The 18,603-nt window shown below is 36.2% G+C and carries 25 protein-coding genes and 1 pseudogene; 7 read left to right on the top strand and 19 right to left on the bottom strand.

The window, feature by feature from the left end:
• Nucleotides 1-54 precede the first annotated feature (54 nt).
• The 13 genes and pseudogenes from JNUCC23_RS08905 to JNUCC23_RS08845 all read right to left on the bottom strand — a co-directional run bounded on the left by JNUCC23_RS08905 (nucleotide 55) and on the right by JNUCC23_RS08845 (nucleotide 7,750).
• A complete protein-coding gene (locus tag JNUCC23_RS08905) occupies nucleotides 55-192 on the bottom strand; it encodes a hypothetical protein (RefSeq protein ID WP_454215301.1) in 138 nt (45 codons plus the stop codon).
• Complete coding sequence (locus tag JNUCC23_RS08900; protein ID WP_454215299.1) at nucleotides 192-509, bottom strand: hypothetical protein; 318 nt, start codon at nucleotides 507-509, stop codon at nucleotides 192-194. The genes JNUCC23_RS08905 and JNUCC23_RS08900 overlap by 1 nt, the downstream gene beginning before the upstream one ends.
• A gap of 13 nt (nucleotides 510-522) precedes the next feature.
• Nucleotides 523-1,170: a hypothetical protein gene (locus JNUCC23_RS08895; RefSeq protein ID WP_454215297.1), complete on the bottom strand. Its 648-nt coding sequence runs from the start codon at nucleotides 1,168-1,170 to the stop codon at nucleotides 523-525.
• A gap of 2 nt (nucleotides 1,171-1,172) precedes the next feature.
• Nucleotides 1,173-2,291 (bottom strand): hypothetical protein, encoded by a 1,119-nt coding sequence (locus JNUCC23_RS08890; protein WP_454215295.1) that lies wholly within the window; start codon nucleotides 2,289-2,291, stop codon nucleotides 1,173-1,175.
• Nucleotides 2,291-2,917: a phage portal protein gene (locus tag JNUCC23_RS08885; RefSeq protein WP_454215293.1), complete on the bottom strand. Its 627-nt coding sequence runs from the start codon at nucleotides 2,915-2,917 to the stop codon at nucleotides 2,291-2,293. The genes JNUCC23_RS08890 and JNUCC23_RS08885 overlap by 1 nt, the downstream gene beginning before the upstream one ends.
• Nucleotides 2,918-2,928: 11 nt before the next feature.
• A pseudogene (locus tag JNUCC23_RS08880) lies at nucleotides 2,929-4,202 on the bottom strand (PBSX family phage terminase large subunit).
• The gene (gene terS / locus JNUCC23_RS08875; RefSeq protein WP_454215291.1) at nucleotides 4,199-4,918 is read right to left on the bottom strand and encodes a phage terminase small subunit; all 720 of its coding nucleotides are present in this window, start codon (nucleotides 4,916-4,918) and stop codon (nucleotides 4,199-4,201) included. Before terS ends, JNUCC23_RS08880 begins: the two are co-directional and overlap by 4 nt.
• A 68-nt stretch (nucleotides 4,919-4,986) precedes the next feature.
• Entirely contained in the window at nucleotides 4,987-5,181 is a 195-nt protein-coding gene (locus JNUCC23_RS08870) for a hypothetical protein (RefSeq protein ID WP_454215289.1), read from the bottom strand.
• Between the two features lie 55 nt (nucleotides 5,182-5,236).
• Nucleotides 5,237-5,446 (bottom strand): hypothetical protein, encoded by a 210-nt coding sequence (locus tag JNUCC23_RS08865; RefSeq protein ID WP_454215287.1) that lies wholly within the window; start codon nucleotides 5,444-5,446, stop codon nucleotides 5,237-5,239.
• 390 nt (nucleotides 5,447-5,836) lie between these two features.
• Nucleotides 5,837-6,295 carry a DNA-binding response regulator gene (locus JNUCC23_RS08860; protein ID WP_454215285.1) on the bottom strand — a complete coding sequence of 153 codons (459 nt, stop codon included), beginning with the start codon at nucleotides 6,293-6,295 and terminating at the stop codon, nucleotides 5,837-5,839.
• Nucleotides 6,296-6,391: 96 nt separating this feature from the next.
• The gene (locus JNUCC23_RS08855; RefSeq protein WP_454215283.1) at nucleotides 6,392-6,892 is read right to left on the bottom strand and encodes a hypothetical protein; all 501 of its coding nucleotides are present in this window, start codon (nucleotides 6,890-6,892) and stop codon (nucleotides 6,392-6,394) included.
• Nucleotides 6,889-7,125 carry an XtrA/YqaO family protein gene (locus tag JNUCC23_RS08850; protein WP_454215281.1) on the bottom strand — a complete coding sequence of 79 codons (237 nt, stop codon included), beginning with the start codon at nucleotides 7,123-7,125 and terminating at the stop codon, nucleotides 6,889-6,891. Before JNUCC23_RS08850 ends, JNUCC23_RS08855 begins: the two co-directional genes overlap by 4 nt.
• A gap of 301 nt (nucleotides 7,126-7,426) precedes the next feature.
• Complete coding sequence (locus JNUCC23_RS08845; protein ID WP_454215279.1) at nucleotides 7,427-7,750, bottom strand: hypothetical protein; 324 nt, start codon at nucleotides 7,748-7,750, stop codon at nucleotides 7,427-7,429.
• A gap of 202 nt (nucleotides 7,751-7,952) precedes the next feature.
• Between JNUCC23_RS08845 and JNUCC23_RS08840 the strand changes: the two genes are divergently transcribed.
• The 5 genes from JNUCC23_RS08840 (at nucleotide 7,953) to JNUCC23_RS08820 (ending at nucleotide 11,684) form a co-directional block, all read left to right on the top strand.
• Nucleotides 7,953-8,609, top strand: coding sequence for a CatB-related O-acetyltransferase (locus JNUCC23_RS08840; RefSeq protein WP_454215277.1), 657 nt, complete (start codon nucleotides 7,953-7,955; stop codon nucleotides 8,607-8,609).
• Between the two features lie 612 nt (nucleotides 8,610-9,221).
• Complete coding sequence (locus JNUCC23_RS08835) at nucleotides 9,222-9,509, top strand: transposase (protein WP_454215275.1); 288 nt, start codon at nucleotides 9,222-9,224, stop codon at nucleotides 9,507-9,509.
• A gap of 204 nt (nucleotides 9,510-9,713) precedes the next feature.
• Nucleotides 9,714-10,073 carry an MmcQ/YjbR family DNA-binding protein gene (locus JNUCC23_RS08830; RefSeq protein WP_454215273.1) on the top strand — a complete coding sequence of 120 codons (360 nt, stop codon included), beginning with the start codon at nucleotides 9,714-9,716 and terminating at the stop codon, nucleotides 10,071-10,073.
• A gap of 281 nt (nucleotides 10,074-10,354) precedes the next feature.
• Nucleotides 10,355-10,528 carry a hypothetical protein gene (locus JNUCC23_RS08825; protein WP_454215271.1) on the top strand — a complete coding sequence of 58 codons (174 nt, stop codon included), beginning with the start codon at nucleotides 10,355-10,357 and terminating at the stop codon, nucleotides 10,526-10,528.
• A gap of 196 nt (nucleotides 10,529-10,724) precedes the next feature.
• Nucleotides 10,725-11,684, top strand: coding sequence for a proline dehydrogenase family protein (locus tag JNUCC23_RS08820; RefSeq protein WP_454215269.1), 960 nt, complete (start codon nucleotides 10,725-10,727; stop codon nucleotides 11,682-11,684).
• A gap of 208 nt (nucleotides 11,685-11,892) precedes the next feature.
• Here the strand turns inward: JNUCC23_RS08820 and JNUCC23_RS08815 are convergent, their stop codons facing one another.
• Together JNUCC23_RS08815 and JNUCC23_RS08810 are read right to left on the bottom strand one after the other, a co-directional pair.
• Nucleotides 11,893-11,970, bottom strand: coding sequence for a hypothetical protein (locus JNUCC23_RS08815; RefSeq protein WP_454216014.1), 78 nt, complete (start codon nucleotides 11,968-11,970; stop codon nucleotides 11,893-11,895).
• Nucleotides 11,967-12,140, bottom strand: coding sequence for a hypothetical protein (locus tag JNUCC23_RS08810; RefSeq protein WP_454215267.1), 174 nt, complete (start codon nucleotides 12,138-12,140; stop codon nucleotides 11,967-11,969). The genes JNUCC23_RS08815 and JNUCC23_RS08810 overlap by 4 nt, the downstream gene beginning before the upstream one ends.
• 78 nt (nucleotides 12,141-12,218) lie before the next feature.
• On the opposite strand from JNUCC23_RS08810, the gene JNUCC23_RS08805 reads away from it, so the two are divergent.
• Nucleotides 12,219-12,707: a site-specific integrase gene (locus tag JNUCC23_RS08805; RefSeq protein WP_454215265.1), complete on the top strand. Its 489-nt coding sequence runs from the start codon at nucleotides 12,219-12,221 to the stop codon at nucleotides 12,705-12,707.
• A gap of 104 nt (nucleotides 12,708-12,811) precedes the next feature.
• Here the strand turns inward: JNUCC23_RS08805 and glnA are convergent, their stop codons facing one another.
• The 3 genes from glnA to JNUCC23_RS08790 all read right to left on the bottom strand — a co-directional run bounded on the left by glnA (nucleotide 12,812) and on the right by JNUCC23_RS08790 (nucleotide 16,039).
• Nucleotides 12,812-14,146, bottom strand: coding sequence for a type I glutamate--ammonia ligase (gene glnA, locus JNUCC23_RS08800; RefSeq protein ID WP_403073443.1), 1,335 nt, complete (start codon nucleotides 14,144-14,146; stop codon nucleotides 12,812-12,814).
• A gap of 38 nt (nucleotides 14,147-14,184) precedes the next feature.
• Entirely contained in the window at nucleotides 14,185-14,589 is a 405-nt protein-coding gene (locus JNUCC23_RS08795) for a MerR family transcriptional regulator (RefSeq protein WP_403073441.1), read from the bottom strand.
• A gap of 187 nt (nucleotides 14,590-14,776) precedes the next feature.
• Nucleotides 14,777-16,039, bottom strand: coding sequence for a methionine gamma-lyase family protein (locus JNUCC23_RS08790; protein WP_403073439.1), 1,263 nt, complete (start codon nucleotides 16,037-16,039; stop codon nucleotides 14,777-14,779).
• A 365-nt stretch (nucleotides 16,040-16,404) separates the two neighbouring features.
• On the opposite strand from JNUCC23_RS08790, the gene JNUCC23_RS08785 reads away from it, so the two are divergent.
• The gene (locus JNUCC23_RS08785; protein WP_062183254.1) at nucleotides 16,405-17,013 is read left to right on the top strand and encodes a trimeric intracellular cation channel family protein; all 609 of its coding nucleotides are present in this window, start codon (nucleotides 16,405-16,407) and stop codon (nucleotides 17,011-17,013) included.
• Between the two features lie 457 nt (nucleotides 17,014-17,470).
• Here JNUCC23_RS08785 and spoVK read toward each other — a convergent pair whose 3' ends face one another.
• Complete coding sequence (gene spoVK / locus JNUCC23_RS08780; protein ID WP_403073437.1) at nucleotides 17,471-18,424, bottom strand: stage V sporulation protein K; 954 nt, start codon at nucleotides 18,422-18,424, stop codon at nucleotides 17,471-17,473.
• Between the last annotated feature and the right edge of the window lie 179 nt (nucleotides 18,425-18,603).

Genomic DNA, 18,603 nt, shown 5'->3' with positions numbered 1-18,603 from the left:
GAATAATAAATATTTAGTGATTCTTAAAAATATTTTTTATTGCACATCATCTTCCTATTGCGTAATCAAATCCTGTCTTTCCTTAGAATTTAAATAAGCATCAATCCCTGCTTTCAGGTCTGGACGCTTGGAAATGACATAATCGTATGTGTAGGCTTTGTCTATGATTCTTTGTCCCATGTATGCAGCCATTATAAGACACCTCCAAAAATAAGATCGTCTATTGCTTTTTGCATTAATTCTTGCTTTACTTTTATTTTTTGCAATTCAGTTTCCGGCAGTTCGTTATTTTCTTTCTCTGCTGTATCCTTTGCCTTTAATGCATCATATTCCATTTGATCAATTACAACTATATCGTTATTTTCGATAATATCTCCATCGTAATTGACGGCACAAATCGCTTCGTCTAAAATATAAACTTGCGATCCTCTAACAAAATTTGTAGTGTTCAATCCCTTATAATCAATCGATCCATCATTTCTTAGGATATTGCTAATTCTAATTATCATTTCATCTACTCCTTTAATTAACTCTCGTTTTATAGGCTGCAAGAGCCATTAAATTTTGAATACCGGCTATAGTGTTAAGTCTATTGGTAACAGATGCATCAAAATTCGTATAATCTATTACATACATAGATGTTGGGTTTCCAAAAGTATTAGTAGCCGCAAGTATAAGGACATCATATCCGGGCACCAAATAAACATTACCGTCACCAAATCCCCATGGTACAGATGAAATAAGTGTTCCATCAAATGTATATAAATACAAAGTTGCTCTGTTTGTATAAAAAATAACATTGCCTTGGATGCCGTATGTTTGATGATTATAACCGCTACCAGCAGGTATACCTGCTGATGTTGCCAACATTGTATTGTTGTAATCAAATAATTTAATAGTCAACACATTTGATGTAACTGTTGCCGATGCATAGCCCCACTTCCCAGCTGCTACTACGGTTATATTATTTGTTAATGTTTTTGTCCCTTTAAATATCCCGTCCGAATCGTATATATGCACATACCTGTTACTACCAGATATTTGCCATCGGTATTCTGTCCCGTCTTCATCTATACCAACAACGCCATGTGTTGTTGCGGTGGCGGAAACTCTACTAGCACTCTTTGCGGTACCTGCAAAAACCCCTCCATGATCTCTAACATCAATCATATTTACACCTCACTTATCAGGTCGCCGTCCGCATCATAAGACAAGGTGAATGTATCTGTTTTTTCTACTGTTGTTCCATTAGGAGCATAGTAAGTAACAGTCCTTGTTGTATAATTCGGGCTTGTACCACCACTTAATACAGATAGAGCAGCTAAGGTATTATCTGATTTCCTTCGATACTCTATTGTTGTAAAAATACTTTCTGTATCTTTGTTACTTTTAACTGCTTTAAAGGATGTTTGTTCAACCTTTTTCAACGCTCCTGATGGTGTTTCTTTTGCGTTCCAATTGGTGCGTTCTTGGTCTGTAATGTGTTTTATATCATCCGCATTATGCGTAGCAACAGTATCCTCTAAAGTATCCAATCTTCCATCAAGTGCTGTTATTTGAGCTTGTAAATTACCTGCAACATCGCCGCTTAAAATGTCTTGTATTGTAGCGAACCAAGCATCAAAATCTGATCTCTGCTGTTCACTCCATGTATCAAAATCCTGTTCCTCGGATGCCTTCCACACGGAAAAAAGTGCTTGCTGCTCTTGTGTCCACGTATTAAACTGTGCTGCTTTATCGGCAGAATATTGATTAAACCAAGAAAGATATTGATTAAAAATAGTAGTAGTATCAACTTGATTTACTGTACCGTGGACAATACCGCAAAGAACAGTATTCAATCTCTGATCAGTGATATTCCCTTGAGTTATGCTAATTGCAACGTTGTTAATAAATACGTCAGCTAAAGATAACTCGTAAGCGTCAGCATCCCTTTGCAAGGCTGGAGCAACTGGATTAGAAGCAAAAGTACCTTTAATAATGACTGGCACAATCTCCCTTGATAAAAAATCTAGCCTTAAACCAATACGATCGATGCGCTTTAACACACCATCTGCAACATCCAGCTGCAATGAATAATCTGCATCATTTGCGAAGTAATAACCATTAATCCACGCCTTGCCAGCCTTAACATTCACGGTCATTCCTGTACCTGCAATCACTTGCAACCCTGTGGAAGGATTCGGAAACACTCCATTACTAATAAATATTGCAAAATACTCCGTAAAAAAATCGGCTTTATATTTCTGATCACCATTGACGCTATTAAATAATCCACTTTTTATGGCCATTATTTCACCGCCTTATTGTCAGCTTTGGATTTTATAAATTCCTGTAATGATTGTAATAGCACAATAACTTCAACTTTTATAGTGCCTTCATCCAGATGGTAAAAACGAATAAAAGATTCGATATTCTTTCTCTTAGCTCCACCGTAGATCGGAATACCTTCTTCGGCAGGGATCTGTATATAGTCAAATTCCCCGTCCTCATTGATAAAAGGGTGTAGCCATTCTCTGCCCTTGTTTGATGCAGCTATGACCAGTTCAGGCATAACATCGTCAAATTCATCAGCAAGTATTTCACTCAGTTTCTCCAAGTAAGTTTCATCTGGCACATTAAATGTAACAGGCTTACCGACTAAATAAGCAGCCTTTTGATCCACTAATAATTTGTGCCAACCATGAGGTATACGGTGATTTGTTTTATCTTCATCAATTTGCTTTATTCCATCTTTCCAGTAATGAAATTTGCGCTTCTTAATATCCGAATCGTTGTAGTAGTATTTTTCACCCTGCACCATCGCTTGTGTGTTATGGCTGTTTATCAGCTCCATAATCACATCGGTATAAGATAGTCTTTCTGATTCTAATTGAGCCATCACTAGTTCCCAATCTGGGGGAGTCATCGGATACATGTTTTCGCCTCCTACTTAAGCACTCCAAACCCGCCTTTTAATCCCGATACTTCATAATCATCAAGTCCATACCAAACAGCACTGAAAGTATGCGGATCTATATTGAATTCATCTTCAATTATTTCCCCATTTTTATCTACTTTAAAGGTTAGGTCTTTGAGTTCCATGATTGTATTTGGGCACTGTTCGGAGCAAATTATCTTTTTAAACCGTTTGATTTTCTTCGTATACTGTAATCTAGACCCTTGAAACTTCTTAGCAGCTTTCATCTAAACCCTTGTTGCCTAAAATATTTAATAGTTTTCGGTTCAGCTGCATCAGCCTTGATTATTTCGCTTTTTATTTTAAACTCTGCTATTTCCTCGGCGGTTTTATCATCCGTAGTTTGGTTTTTGTAATACTCCCAAAATATATAGAGTATCTTTTTATCATGGTCCACAGCCATTCGGACAAGCGCATTGTATGAATTCACAAAACCAAAGTCCATACCATTCTTGAACAAGGGTCCATTGATATTACCGATGGCTTCCATCACTTCATCGTGTGGTCTTTTCTCGAATTGGGGTAATACAAGAATCCCGTTCACGCCAAATTGACCTTTCCGGGCTATGCGGTGAAGGTCTGGATCATGTATTTTCAATTCGTCTAGTTGTTCGATGTAGCTTTCTGGTAAGAATAAATTATCATCGGCTGTTGAATGGTGATAGTAAACATTATTAATCACCAAGGTTTTTTCTCGATATAACCTTTCATCATTTAGAACAAAAAAATCATTCTTATCATCTTTAAAGAAATGTTTATAACTCCAATTTCCCTTGCTAACCGGGTTTGTAGAAAGAATCATATGCAACTTTAAACTAGGATGGCGTAAACGCCCTAACAATTCTTTAAAGCCGTCATATTTAACCTCGGAACACTCTTCAATCCATACAATCGAAACATTATTAATAGACTTTAATTTCTGAGATTTGTCCATCCCTTTAAAGATGATCTTAGAGCCATTGGGAAAACGGATTTGCATAGGAGAGCTGACACATCGGATTTTATGGTCCTGGTCTAAGTCGATAATAATTTCTTCAAGCAAGGAAAAAGTAGAATCCCTATGAGTGTCATATACTTCGCGAACAACCAACGCTGTTCGTTTTTCTTCCAGTAATTTAAGGATTAGTTTTAAGGCAACATGATAGCTTTTAGAGGACCCATACCCACCAACAAGGAAATAAAATTTTTGCTCCCAATCAAAAAGAAAGTCTTCAAAGTGAGGATTTACTTCTTTTTCAATCATGAGCCATCACCTTTACTTTTCCGTTTGATTAGAATCTCAATCGGTTTATCATCAGAACCGGTAGAAACCTTCTCAACCTCAGCCTTAGTTTTCTCAATACCTAATCGCATTCCTTCCAATTTCAAGCGACGTTCATCATCTATATGGGCCATATCATCAAATTGCTTAATTAAGCTGCGTAATTCTCCCATGGCTCTTGATTGAGCGTTCATGAAAGTAGCGTGCTTATCCCAAGCGAATTGATACTCCCATTCTTGTTCATCACCAAACGTTCCAGGCTTCTCCTTTTTCAATACCATCGTAGTATCATCTTTATCTTCAACAAACATGATTTTCTGAGCACGAATTATAGCAGTGTACTGAATCATTATTTGATCCCACAGCATATCAGCTGGTGAACGCTCTTGAATTTCTTCTATGATATCCAATGACTCTTTCGGAAGAAATTTAGAGAAGAATCCATGAGTGACAGCATTGCTATTTCCTTTGGGAGCAGCACCACCACTATTGCCCTTCGCATTAATATTCCCTTTTGGAGCACCGCGTTTTTTTGTGTGCACACCTTTATCAGAGGGTGCACCCTTATTTCTCACCCAGCCATGACGTTGTTTCCATGACTTGACGGTGTTCAGTGAGACACCATATTTTTCAGCAATGTCTTTGTATTTCATATCTTTGACATAATCTTTTTCAGCATTAACATGGTTTTCAGCCATTTCACATCACCTTCCACCTCCTAATAATTGTGTTTGTTTAGGCAAAAGAAAAAGCACCCCGAAGGATGCTATTTTCTAATTACTTGTATATCAACCAGTTTTGCATTTCTTACTTTTACTTTATTACTAATACTCAATCCACCAATTACATCATACATACTCATCAACCGCTTTGCCTGACGTAACCAAACCTCAACTTCTTGTTCAGTAACTTCAACTTCACATATCAAACCACCTTGAAATTCTAATTGAATAACAATCATTCAAATCCCTCCATCACAAATCACATTCGACAAAAGGAGATAAATTCCTACATGATTACACTAGCACTATTAATATCGTTTTATACAACACAAATAGCATAGCAGCTATAGCAATAAAATTAGATATACTCTGTGGTAACTTGATTGTTACAAGTACAAATTTAACAAGTAGTCCAACAATTAATGGGATAAATACAATCACGGCAAGTTGAATTGCCATATGATCCATCTGATCTTTAAGTGGACTAAAATCTACTTTTTCCATATTACACCCCTAGATAATATCGGATATTTTTAGGCGTGTTATATACACCAGAGGCTTCTGAAATATACTGTATAATTTCAAACACCTCCCCAGATACTAAATCTAAGGAGGTGAATGAATTGATAGAGATTAAAATTAAATTAACGATTAAAGATTTGATCTTTGTCGTGTCGGCTGTCGCATCAGCCTTTATTTATTATCTTTAATTTTTTCAAAAGGCATTACATTATGTAGTGCCTTTCTCTTATAACATGTCCACACAAGTGCAAAATATAATCATTTAATACAAATAAATTTACAGATTATCTAAACGCCACCGCAAGGTGACGCCCCAACCATATACCGTTCATAACCGGAGAGTGTTTCCTACTCCCCGTCCTGCCTTCCATTCTAGCACGCGGATTTTGATTTCGATATATCCGTAACCTCTGTAACATTTGGAACATATGCGCTAAGTTGGTTAACTATGGAATCTTTAATACGTCCTATATGAGAATGAGATAATCCCATATGAAGAGCAATCCAACGATACGACTTCCCTTCTAATATCCAATGCAGAACTTCAAACTCACGATCATCTTGAATAACAGCCATATGGTCCTGAATAATTTGCACATTTTCCTCATACTGGGCAATCTTCTTATACCGTTTTTCCCTACGTACAACCTCTTTAATAATTGGATCACTGGTAACGCCCTGTGGTTTCGGGAGTGTGGCTTCAATGCCGTATTGAGCAGTAAGTCCTTCACCTGCATCCTTCATTGAATCCCGTAATATCTTTATGGAGTTCATCATCCAATGGTAATCTTTCAAAATACTCTCAATCTGTTTGCTGGCAGCTTCTTTCAATTCAATCGCTCCTTTATTTAATCAAATTAAAAAAGAACACCAAACGACGGTGTTAACCGTTCATTCAGTGTCCTCCAGTAAGCTGGTAGAACATTATTAATTTTTAATAGATTTGAGAATAGATAAATATAATAATTTCTTCTTTGGTAACTCCCACATTAAGAAACTTGAACTACATATTACAATAATAAGAATTGACAGCCACATCATAAGAAAACTTCTCAGAAGTTCTAATACATCCATTTGCTGGTAGATTTGTTTTACTTCTGCCATTTTTAGAGCGAGCTGAAAATCACTATTGAATAGAAAAACAATTACAACAGAAATAATTGAAAAAAAGGTCACGAGTAAGGGAGTAACAGTTGAGTAAAAAAGTTTTATATAATCACTATTTTTAGTGGTAGTTAATTCTAGTTCATTTATCATCATATCAATTTCTTCTTCTGTATGATGGTCCTTTATAAACAACCTAAAGATGCCCATTTCTTCAAGGGTCCTAATCTTCTTTTTCTCCATTATCCTCTTTTCAATTGCTCGAAGATATCCCTTGCTATCGAGCTTTTTTGTCTTTAATTTATCCAACTGAAATTGCTTCAAAACTCTTCCCCCTCATCAAACTTAACCCGCTTTATCTTCCCTTGATGAGTGACGATCTTCGTTTCCCCATGTTCAGGCAATCGAGTAAGCTTGACCTTCCCATCACAAACAACAATAGCAAAGCTTCCTTTTACATCCATTATATCAATTTCTAGTCTCATTGTCCTAGGATCAATTTCAATATTTTGGAGTCTAGTAGAATTTTCATTAATTAGCCTCGCAGCTTCTTTCATTGAGATTCCTCCCGTGGTAAAATGTAATTGGGTGGGCTGGGAGAAATCTCAGTCTTTATTACTTATTTGGAGGTACCGTATGATTAGAGAAAAGGGTATCGAACTTGGACTTGCAGTAGCTATTCTTTTGCTAGAATGGTCAGTAATCATTAAAATAAATTCTTTATTATAACCCCCCTTCATTAATGTGTAGCAGATAATTATTAAGGATAATATGTTAGGTATAGGGCAAGGCGTTTAGTCAAGAACACTACAACACCAGTGAGCCTTGCTCTGTTAATGACGTTTTCTTTCATACTATTTAACTAATGCGATACTTTAATATCGCTTTACACTGTACATATTCCTCGCCTGTCAGTTCTTTATAAACCAACTTATTTTTGAGATAAACCACTGGTAACAATCCTTCTCTTTTATCCTTTGATGTGTCCCAAGCGACTAAATTTCTCGCTACTAATTTTGCGGTATCATCAATAAAACCGTCTAAAACTCTTGCTTGCGTTTCAATTAACTCTTGTTGTTTTTGAAGTGTGTTTATAGCTATTTGAGCAGTCTCACGAACTGTTTCATCTTCGTGATTGTTTACCAAATCCCATAGTTCTGAATAGGTTTTATCAATTTTCATTTTCTCCACTCCTTAATGAACTGTTTCATCGAACTGTGCAGAAAGGTTTGACGAACAGATGATTCATTTGTTACAATCCCCCTATCAAATAGGAAAAGGATGAGAACGATGGTTCGTCGTTTGAAACGGTTTAAGAATGTTGCTACGGCATTAAGCTTCTAAGTAAAAAATGATTTATACTACTTAGAAGCGAGGAAAAAAAATGAAACAACATCGATTTAACCACTGGTCTGAAATTAAGTATTTAAAAGATATTGTCACTAACCCAATGATTGAAGTAGGGGAATACTCCTACTACTCTGGTTATTATGATAATCATGATTTTGAAGATGGGTGCGTTAGATACTTATGGGGAGATGAAAAATCTAGAAAGTTATTTAACCCCATCGAAGACCATGGTTGGCATTTAGATAAGTTGATTATAGGAAATTACGTATGCATTGCAAGTGGTGTAATTATTTTAATGGGTGGAAATCACAATCATCATTCTGATTGGATTACCGTCTATCCGTTTGTGGAGCAAATTGAAACTTCTTACGAACCAAAAGGGGATACAATCATCGAGAGTGATGCCTGGATTGGCATGAATGCAATGATTATGCCCGGTGTGACAATAGGTGAAGGTGCCATTGTTGCGGCTGGATCGGTTATTGCCAAAGATGTCCCACCATATACGATAGTAGGCGGCAACCCTGCTAAAGAGATAAAGAAACGCTTTACAGACAAAGATATCGAAAAGTTAAAGGAAATGCGTTGGTTCGATTGGGAACGTGAGAAAGTTGAACGAGCCAGTCATATCTTGTCCAGTTCATCTATTAACCAATTATTCGACTTTTATCAAAGGGAAATTAAACCATAACGGATTAATTTTAGATCATCTCATTGAATAAATACGAATAAGTTTAATAAGCCATAGTCTCTTCTTAATAGCTAATTAAGAAGGGACTATTTTTAAAGTGAAGACTCATCGCTGCACAGTTTATGTCGGGTATGTTTCATCGAACTATGCATCAACTTCTTCTTCCTATTTCCTTTGAAAGCTGTCATAATAAAGAATAAAATTCTCGGAGAATATTCTTATGATTTGGCTATTATTATCCTTATTAGGCACAGTGATTGTTATTTTAGCTATTAATTCTTTTTTTATGAAGCAAAATTATTTAATAATAAAACAGCAAGTACTTTTTCATTCGTATTTGTTTTGTTTTTTTTACTTGAAGGTGGAGCAATTTTATTAGGGTTACTCTTAATTATATTTGGAATGCTTAAGGCTACAGATTCTTAATATTCTTCAATTCTCTGTCTTAAAATATAAAACTTTTAGTTAAACCACTAAATCATTAGTGGTTTTTCTTATGTCACACTTTGTGTCTACTTGTAATAAAATTTGATTTTCACTTTGTTTATTTATCTATATTTAAGGTAATAATTAGCTAAATACAGTCTTACATGCTATGGAAGGAGTGGCATTTTGAAGATTTTATTAGTTGTGTCTAGCATTGCTTTTCCAATTATTATGGTTTTTCTACAGAATCACAGAAAGATATTCCGAATAATTTTTAATATTATCGCTGTTATATCAACTAGTATTTTTGGAAATATTGCAGCAACATCTATTTACCAGATCCTAATTGACAACGCTGTATTTATGACTACAATTCATGGTATTTTTCTTAATCCTTATTTCTTGATAACTGGATCTTATCTTGGAGTATTCATCATTTACAGATTAATGGTTCTTACATTGGATGAAAGATAGTATCTTCATCCATTTTTTCATCCCAATTCCCTGCGAAGCTTATTCTGTCGGTGTTTATTCGTACTACGCATGATCCTTTTCTTGTTTTATTAAAAGTAAAGTCGTTACATTTACAATAATTATTGAAATACATAGGTTTTTGATTATAATAAATGTAATCGAACGTGTGTATTTAGTGACGGCTTTAAAAAAGGAGACTTATAAATGGATAAAGCTAGACTTCAATCATTTTGTCTGACACTACCCGGAACGACACATGATTACCAAGTAGACTGGCAAGCAGATCGTTATCATATTGGCGGGAAGATGTTTGCAATGATGGGAGGAGACTCTCAAAGAAAGCCAATTATCACTTTAAAATGCGAACCTACTCGTGCTGAAGAATTAAGAGAAACCTATCAAGGCATTATTCCTGGGCATTATATGAATAAAACACACTGGAACTCTATTTATTTTGATTCAAATCTATCCGATGATTTTTTAGAAAATTTAATTCTACATTCCTACAATTTAGTTTTTGAAAAACTGACAAAAAAAGTCCAAAACCAAATCATTCCAAAGTAGTTTTTAAGTTCGACACTTTTTTTGCTTCATAGTTTATTTTCTTGAAATCCCTTAAGTTTATTGAAAAAAATGTTGTTATGGAAATATATCTAAATGGACTGGATAATTAGATTAATACTTATCCTACATTTGAAAGAGTACTATGCTCTTTCTTTTTTATTTTTCTATTCCTATGTCGCAGTTTGTGTCTACACCGAAACACACATTTTATTGATAGAATCACTTTTAATTCATCTATCCTAACCATATAATTAAATTAATCACTGAAAGGAGGATGAAAAATGAACCATAATACTTTGAACCAACGGCATAAAGAGCATAATGAGCGCGTTAGAGCATTCCATAAAAATCACGAAATTCAGATACAACGTGGTGAAAACGTGAACGGATTGTTAGCTATATGGGAAAGATTTTTTTATAACAAAGTAATCGTTCCTTTAAAAACTGTGAAATAAATTCTTATATTTCTGTTCCATTTCGGAGCAGTTTTTTTTGAAAATTCTTAAGCAACACAATGCTTATTCAGTTGCATAACATAGTCGAACTGCGCATCAACACATTAATGATTCAACAGAAAATGGTATACTAAAAAGGTAAGTCGGAATTTTCTTGAAAATATCTAAAATATTTACAAGAAAAGGTAGTGATACAATGTATACCGAAGAAGAACAACTTTCTAAAGCATTGAAATCCATCGCACGAAACGAAGATATCAAGGCATACATACAAAACTCAAAAGAACTTTATCCTCTCTTTATGAAAGCTGCAACACGATTTGTGTCGGGCCAAATACGAGCAGATGGACTGGCACGAATTTCCATGTTTACCCAAATGGGTTATCAAGTATCCATCGAGTATATCGGTGAAAACACACGCTCAGAAAAGGAATGTATCTTAGCAAAAAATGAATTTATCGAACTGATAAACGAAATTGGTGCTAAAAAAATGAAATCAACCGTTTCATTCGATCTATCACATTTAGGTATGTCAATCTCAGATGCTCTTGCAACTAAACACTTGGAAGAAATCGCACAACAAGCACAACAATACGATATCCAGCTCATGATTAGCATGGAGGAGTCAGAAAAGACCGATCAGATTCTTAACATATATAAAACACTGTCACCGATGTATGCTAATCTCGGTATAACATTACAAGTACACTTATTACGTTTTCAATCTGACCTGCATGAATTACTTAAATTCCAAGGGAAAATCCGCTTAGTAAAAGGGGCTTATCAAGAAAAGGAAGGTACGTATATCCCACGATCTGTAGAACTAGATAAGCGTTACGTTGATTTTGTTATGGCTTGTGTAGCGAGCAGCCATCCTCTGTCGATAGCTACACATGATGAAAAACTAGTAACAGTACTCAAAGAAAAAGGTCTACTTGCCAATCCGTATACTGAAATAGAAATGCTAGATGGTGTTCGTCCAGATTTACTTAAATCATTGAGAGATGAAAATCTACAGACACAGGTGTACGTCACGTATGGAACGGAATGGTACTTGTATCTTGCGCACCGCATTGCAGAGCATCCACCAAATCTGTATACTTTTGTGTCTGATATGATTGAGTCAAAAAGCTTACAGACATCCCTTTATGAATAAAAAGGAGTATGAATATTTTAAAGGTAGAATGTTTTTCTCTGCCTTTTTTGTTTCGCAGTTTGTGTCTACTATTCATTAATTTTCGATGTTGTTTATCAATACTCTTGAAACATCATCTATGCGGATGTTATGTAGATTCTGCAATGCTGTCGAACTCATGGCCATCGACCATGACCTTCTTGTTGCCGTATATCGATTTTATTTACCCTTAGTTGCACAAACAGGACCAACCCTTAGCAATGCTTTTCTTGCTTTTTAACGGGCGGTTACAAACTGGACAATTCACGACCTCACCGCCGATGCTTTAGCTAGTTCAATTTTCAATTCCTCATAAGTTAATAGATCAATAGATAAACCGGTATAGGAATGATGGATACCCATATCTTTTAACCTAGATAAGACAAACTTCCTTTTCATTTCATTTTGAGATTGAACAGCTTGGTAAAGTAATCCCATCAAGCACCCTTCCTTTCCAACTATGGATTTCTTGCACTTCAAATCCAAGACTTAGATTTCTCATCTAGTAAAATCAAAATGTATAAAACATTAAATTATGACGTCAACCAAATAGAAAAAAGGTTTGGACCACCTAAAACTGAAACACCCTACAGGAAAGTATTAATAAATAATGATCTTTCAACTTTGTTGTCTAAACATCTTATTAAGCAAAAAGAAATTAAATTGAAATTAGCAGACAGATACCATAATGAAACGAATCTTGTGTTTGACCGTGGAGACCGTCTTCCCTTTGCTAAATCCACATTACAAAGATCATTTAATCGGATATGCAAAAATGCCGGAATTTTAAAACATATAACTATTCACGGATTACGACACACGCACGCAGTTTTGCTTCTTGAATCCGGGGATAGCTTAAAAGAAGTCCAAGAACGTTTGGGTCATAAATCGATTCAGACTACTGCGGATGTATATGTACACGACTCTAAAGTTTTGGAAGTAAGAAGCGTTGATAATTATTCAAAATACATGGATTATGAACAAAAGAAATATGAAATAAAATGAAATGTGGTCAAAATGTGGTCAATTGGAATTTTACCGAGTATTCCACAATAAATATAAAAGCCTTGGTTACTGATAAACTCAGTAATACCAAGGCTTTCATTTGATTAATACATGTTCATGTATTGCTCACGTTCCCATGGGTGAACTTGCGTTCTAAACATATCCCACTCAATCTCTTTTGCTTCAATGAAGTGTTCTAATAAGTGATCACCTAGAGCGTCCATAATCACTCCATCTTCTTTTAATTTTTCCAATGCAGCAAATAATGTTGCAGGAAGATCTACGATACCATTTTCTTCGCGTTCTTCTTTAGTCATTACATAAATGTTACGGTCAATCGGAGCTGGTGGAGTCATTTTATTCTTAATCCCATCAAGACCTGCTTTCAGTATGACAGCAAGTGCTAAATACGGATTAGCTGCTGGGTCAACACTTCGTACTTCAACACGAGTGCTTATTCCACGAGAAGCCGGAATACGTACAAGTGGGCTACGGTTTTGAGCTGACCACGCAACATAGCAAGGTGCTTCATAACCCGGTACTAAACGTTTATACGAGTTAACGGTTGGGTTCGTTACAGCAGTGAAGTTCGGAGCATGCTTAATGATCCCTGCAATGAATTGTTCAGCTGTTTCACTTAATTGAAGGTTACCTGATTTGTCATAGAATGCATTCTCACCATCTTTAAATAAAGATACGTTACAGTGCATACCAGATCCACTTACTCCGAACAGTGGTTTTGGCATAAATGTTGCATGCAAACCATGTTTACGAGCAATTGTTTTTACTACAAGTTTGAACGTTTGAATATTATCACAAGCACTCACGGCATCTGCATATTTAAAATCGATTTCATGCTGACCTGGTGCTACTTCATGGTGAGAAGCTTCTATTTCAAAGCCCATTTCTTCTAGTTCAAGTACGATATCACGACGGCAATTTTCACCTGAATCTGTTGGTGCAAGGTCGAAATAACCACCTCTATCATTTAATTCAAGTGTAGGTTCACCATTAGCATCCAATTTGAATAGGAAAAATTCTGGCTCTGGTCCAAGATTAAACTCTGTAAAGCCCATTTCTTTCGCTTCAGCTAAGACTCGTTTCAGATTGGTACGTGGATCACCACTAAAAGGAATTCCTTCTGTCGTATATATATCACAGATTAAACGTGCAACTTTCCCTTTTTCTGAAGTCCACGGAAAAATCACCCATGTATTAAGGTCTGGTTGTAATAACATATCAGATTCTTCGATACGCACAAATCCTTCAATTGAAGAACCATCGAACATCATTTTATTATCTAGTGCTTTATTTAACTGACTTACTGGGATTTCTACGTTTTTAACTGTTCCTAGAATATCCGTAAATTGGAGTCGAATATATTTCACATTTTCCTCTTTGGCCAAACGAATAATATCTTCACGAGTATACTTTACCATGAACAACTTCCTCTCTAAATTCTGTTTTTTGATTTTATTTAATGAAAAAACCTAGACATATCTCCTTGACGCAGCGTTGTGCGATGTCTGCCACCATGCAAAAGTTCTGATTTTAAAAGCTTCCGCAATTCTCCATCACTGAGATCTTTCTTGATTTCTTCTGACTTCTGAATCGGTTCGTTTGGAACAAGTTCCGTTTCATTTACAAATAAAAGTTTCTTAATACCGGCTAAGTTGACACCTTGTTCTAGTAGATCTTTAATCTCTAAGAGACGATCTATGTCATTCAAGGAAAACAGTCGCCTATTTCCTTCTGTTCTCATAGGAGTAATTAATTGATGCTCTTCGTAATAACGAATTTGACGAGCGGACAATTCGGTAAGCTGCATGACAATTCCAATTGAGAAAAGAGGCATCGAACGCCGAATGTTGCTACTACTCATCTTCAGCATCCTCCTTATTGGTTTTCTTATTTATATTATATTAAATGTTAGATTTATTGTCAATCATATGTTACATTTCCTAACACGTTTTTATTTTAGTTTTTTTATAACAGAATTGCTCATAAAAAGTTTTGCAACCCATTCGTATGAAGACGCAATTTCACACGCTTTCCATCATAACCTTCCCCTAAATCAATTTCTTGTCAATCAAGGAATCTACCGCTGTTAGCACAGCAATTTTTACATGTTCGTACGTTAACCCACCTTGAACATACGCTACATACGGTGGGCGAGTAGGACCATCTGCTGTCAATTCAATGCTTGCCCCTTGAATAAATGTACCTGCTGCCATAATAACATCATCAACATATCCCGGCATATAATTCGGATAAGGTGTAACATGAGAATTGATCGGTGAGGCATATTGGATCGCTTGACAAAACGCCACCATTTTATCCTTATCATCAAATTGAACAGATTGAATTAAATCTGTTCGCTTGGCATCCCATCTCGGTGAGGTATTCATACCCAACATTTCAAGTAATGCTGATGTAAAAACCGCACCCTTTAAAGCTTGACCGACTACATGAGGTGCGAGAAAGAAACCTTGATACATTTCTTGAAGGCTATAAAGAGAGGCTCCTGCTTCCGCTCCAATACCTGGCGACGTTAAACGGTAGGAACACGCTTCAACATATTCTTTTTTTCCGACGATATAGCCGCCCGTTTTTACAAGGCCACCACCTGGATTTTTTATTAAAGAACCTGCAATTAAATCCGCACCTACATGACAAGGCTCCTTATCTTCAACAAACTCCCCATAACAGTTGTCAACAAAAACAACTAGGTTAGGGTTAATATCTTTTACAAACGATATCATTTCTTCAATTTCAGATATCATAAAGGATGGCCGCGTTGCATATCCTTTCGAACGTTGAATACCAATCATCTTTGTTTGAGGAGTAATTGCTTTTTTCACAGCATTGAAGTCTATTCCCCCTTCATCCGTTAACATAACAGAATTATAATCAATATTAAATTCTTTTAATGAACCGATTCCCGTACCACGAATCCCTACTATTTCTTCTAATGTGTCATAAGGCTTGCCTGTTATGTATAATAGCTCATCTCCCGGCCGTAGAATACCAAACAATGCAATGGAAATCGCATGAGTTCCGGAAATGATTTGCGGTCGTACTAGACCTGCTTCTCCACCAAATACCTCACTATAAATTTTTTCTAATGTATCTCTTCCATAATCATCATATCCATACCCTGTAGTAGGAATAAAATGCGAATCACTTACTCTATTGCTTTGGAAGCTTTGTAAAACACGAAACTGGTTTAGCTCCATCATCGTATGAATATCTTGGTGTATTGGGGCTATTTGAGCTTCAGCCTGTTCTGTTAATTTTTTAAGTCTATCTCCATTCGTTAAATGCTGATACATGTTGAGTCTCCTTCTTATTCCAATCATTAAAATCAGATTTTTAAGATAAAGTAGTGATGAATGTCCTAATCATAACAAATGAACATCCCCTTTCACAATTCATCCTAATAAAACAGTCATGAGCATCCTGAATCCAACTAAAGCGTAAAAAAAGATTCAGGTTCTCAAATTGCATCATCTTATAAAGGTGGTGGCGCGAAGCTAATTTTGCGAAGTCCCGCCCCTTTTCCACAGAAAAGTCGTTAATAATCATAACACCTTCTAAGCTTGTTAGCAGTAGAAAACTCTTGAAAAACCAGTGATTTCTGCTAAAATCAGATAGGTTGTCATAAAATAGAATAATGAAAGAACAGCGAGGAATTTCGATGACATGGGAAATATTAACAATAATTGGCACAATTGCTTTTGCTATAAGCGGCGCAATTATTGCGATGGAAGAAGAATATGATATATTAGGCGTTTATATTTTGGGAGTCGTCACCGCTTTTGGCGGGGGAGCCTTACGAAATCTATTAATTGGTGTTCCCGTTTCCGCGTTATGGGATCAAGGCACAAACTTTATTATTGCAATAGTATCTATAACGATTGTATTTCTCTTCCCCAAAAATTTATTAAAACATTGGAAAACATGGGGCAATTTCACTGATTCAATTGGGCTCTCAGCTTTTGCCATTCAAGGAGCACTTTACGCCATTGACTTAAATCGGCCTTTAAGCGCCGTTCTCGTAGCTGCCGTACTTACAGGTTGTGGCGGCGGAATGATTCGAGATTTATTAGCGCATAGAAAACCGCTTGTTTTGAAGGATGAAATATACGCTTTATGGGCAATTATTTGTGGCCTTTTCATAGGTCTCAACAGTTCTATAGAACCTTGGCAGTTATATAGCTTATTCCTTGCGATTACAGCATTAAGAGTTCTTTCCTACTCGTACAACTGGAAACTTCCGGCAAGGAATATTAAACAATACAACTGATTGTTAGTATGTTATATAAGGTGAATTTAAATGAATTAGGGCTGCACTTTAGGCATTTCTCATCTCCTAAAAGCAGCCCTTTTCTAATAATCATCAAGAATATTGTTTTCTTTTAGACAATTTTCAATTAGTAAATCGGGTTTACTTTTATCTCACGCTTAACAGACAGTATCCCCTCAAGCTTATGAGGAACAAAGAAGATAGGTAGGGGACAAACTGCCCATAAAGGTTCGTTTGGTGAGACACAGTGAAACTTACCTTTGTGGTTTTCAAAAGATATAGTTGAGGCCACAGGAAGTGGGTCACACAGACATTGCCGCAGGACGCGGCGTACTTTTTAGTCTATGATTCGTAGAGTCGCTTTATCGAAGCGTAGCGGAGATATTAGCGACTCTACAACGGGACTAACAATCAGTGGGGATGAAGAAAAACCCCGCTGATTGAAGTTTCACTTTATCTATTCTTCGTCTTCTTCAAAAACAAGATCTTGACTCCTTAAGGTCACAAGGTCTCCTCGATCATATGAATCTTCAAGCAATAATCGCATCGCTTGTGACCGTATTGATTTTTCAATAATATTTCGAACATAACGCCCATTTGAAAAAGACACCAATCTCGGATCGGCCTTGATTATGATTAAATGCTCCTTCAATTTACGTTCCGCATCCCTGCTAAGTACATATTCCCGATCATCGATCATTCTTTGTCCGATTTCCATCAATTGTTCAATCGAATAATCCGGAAAGTCTACCACAATAGGAAATCTTGAATGAAGACCAGGATTCAGGGTTAGGAAATGATCCATCTCCTTTGAATAACCGGCAAGGATTAATATGAATTCGTGCTGACGATCTTCCATATGCTTTACAAGCGTATCAATCGCTTCTTTCCCAAAATCCTTTTCTCCTCCTCTACCAAGAGAATAAGCTTCATCAATAAACAGGATTCCGCCGATTGCTTTTTTAATTAAATCACGAGTTTTTTGAGCTGTATGCCCAATATACTCGCCTACAAGATCCGCTCTTTCCACTTCAATTAAATGACCTTTAGATAAAACATTCATCTTATGGAACAGCCTGCCGATTAACCTAGCTACTGAAGTTTTCCCTGTTCCTGGGTTACCTTTAAACATCATATGAAGAGCTTGCCGTCCGGCCTTCAACCCCCGCTCTTCCCGTTTCTTGTTTACATAAATCCATGCGTATATTTCTTTAATCATCCGTTTCATTTCATCCATCCCGACCAATACTCCTAGTTCCTCTTCCATTTCTTTCAGCGCTATATGTTGAGGAGGAATATCTTGATCGTGTCTTTCACGTATCGGCGGATCCTTCGGTATAGGCTTCCGCTTTTGTCCATTTAAGACAATATTAATCTGTCCGTTATTTTTTTTACGGATCGGTTGTTCCAATGTATTCACCTCTCATAGAACGATTAGAAATGACAAACTCTCATAACGTTCGCCAATTATTTTGTTTTTCCATAATTAAATGAGAATCATGTCATTTCCTGCGCTTTCCCGAGAAATAATCCCTCATTTATTTATATTCATGAACGAGTTATATCAGTAGTATTTGTTAAAAATAGTAC

This window comes from Peribacillus sp. JNUCC 23 (assembly GCF_053653995.1).
The sequence above is the reverse complement of the archived record's forward strand: the minus strand, read 5'-3'. Positions and strand labels throughout refer to the sequence as shown.

Excerpts from the sequence above, each read along its gene's own strand:
- JNUCC23_RS08830 (WP_454215273.1), top strand. The coding sequence starts at position 9,714 with ATGGATAAAGCTAGACTTCAATCATTTTGTCTGACACTACCCGGAACG.
- JNUCC23_RS08895 (WP_454215297.1), bottom strand. The coding sequence starts at position 1,170 with ATGATTGATGTTAGAGATCATGGAGGGGTTTTTGCAGGTACCGCAAAG.
- JNUCC23_RS08890 (WP_454215295.1), bottom strand. The coding sequence starts at position 2,291 with ATGGCCATAAAAAGTGGATTATTTAATAGCGTCAATGGTGATCAGAAA.
- JNUCC23_RS08905 (WP_454215301.1), bottom strand. The coding sequence starts at position 192 with ATGGCTGCATACATGGGACAAAGAATCATAGACAAAGCCTACACATAC.
- JNUCC23_RS08825 (WP_454215271.1), top strand. The coding sequence starts at position 10,355 with ATGAACCATAATACTTTGAACCAACGGCATAAAGAGCATAATGAGCGC.
- JNUCC23_RS08785 (WP_062183254.1), top strand. The coding sequence starts at position 16,405 with ATGACATGGGAAATATTAACAATAATTGGCACAATTGCTTTTGCTATA.
- JNUCC23_RS08885 (WP_454215293.1), bottom strand. The coding sequence starts at position 2,917 with ATGTATCCGATGACTCCCCCAGATTGGGAACTAGTGATGGCTCAATTA.
- JNUCC23_RS08865 (WP_454215287.1), bottom strand. The coding sequence starts at position 5,446 with ATGGAAAAAGTAGATTTTAGTCCACTTAAAGATCAGATGGATCATATG.
- JNUCC23_RS08840 (WP_454215277.1), top strand. The coding sequence starts at position 7,953 with ATGAAACAACATCGATTTAACCACTGGTCTGAAATTAAGTATTTAAAA.
- JNUCC23_RS08790 (WP_403073439.1), bottom strand. The coding sequence starts at position 16,039 with ATGTATCAGCATTTAACGAATGGAGATAGACTTAAAAAATTAACAGAA.
- terS (WP_454215291.1), bottom strand. The coding sequence starts at position 4,918 with ATGGCTGAAAACCATGTTAATGCTGAAAAAGATTATGTCAAAGATATG.
- JNUCC23_RS08805 (WP_454215265.1), top strand. The coding sequence starts at position 12,219 with ATGTATAAAACATTAAATTATGACGTCAACCAAATAGAAAAAAGGTTT.
- JNUCC23_RS08850 (WP_454215281.1), bottom strand. The coding sequence starts at position 7,125 with ATGAAAGAAGCTGCGAGGCTAATTAATGAAAATTCTACTAGACTCCAA.
- JNUCC23_RS08870 (WP_454215289.1), bottom strand. The coding sequence starts at position 5,181 with ATGATTGTTATTCAATTAGAATTTCAAGGTGGTTTGATATGTGAAGTT.
- glnA (WP_403073443.1), bottom strand. The coding sequence starts at position 14,146 with ATGGTAAAGTATACTCGTGAAGATATTATTCGTTTGGCCAAAGAGGAA.
- JNUCC23_RS08900 (WP_454215299.1), bottom strand. The coding sequence starts at position 509 with ATGATAATTAGAATTAGCAATATCCTAAGAAATGATGGATCGATTGAT.
- JNUCC23_RS08820 (WP_454215269.1), top strand. The coding sequence starts at position 10,725 with ATGTATACCGAAGAAGAACAACTTTCTAAAGCATTGAAATCCATCGCA.
- JNUCC23_RS08845 (WP_454215279.1), bottom strand. The coding sequence starts at position 7,750 with ATGAAAATTGATAAAACCTATTCAGAACTATGGGATTTGGTAAACAAT.
- JNUCC23_RS08795 (WP_403073441.1), bottom strand. The coding sequence starts at position 14,589 with ATGAGTAGTAGCAACATTCGGCGTTCGATGCCTCTTTTCTCAATTGGA.
- JNUCC23_RS08810 (WP_454215267.1), bottom strand. The coding sequence starts at position 12,140 with ATGGGATTACTTTACCAAGCTGTTCAATCTCAAAATGAAATGAAAAGG.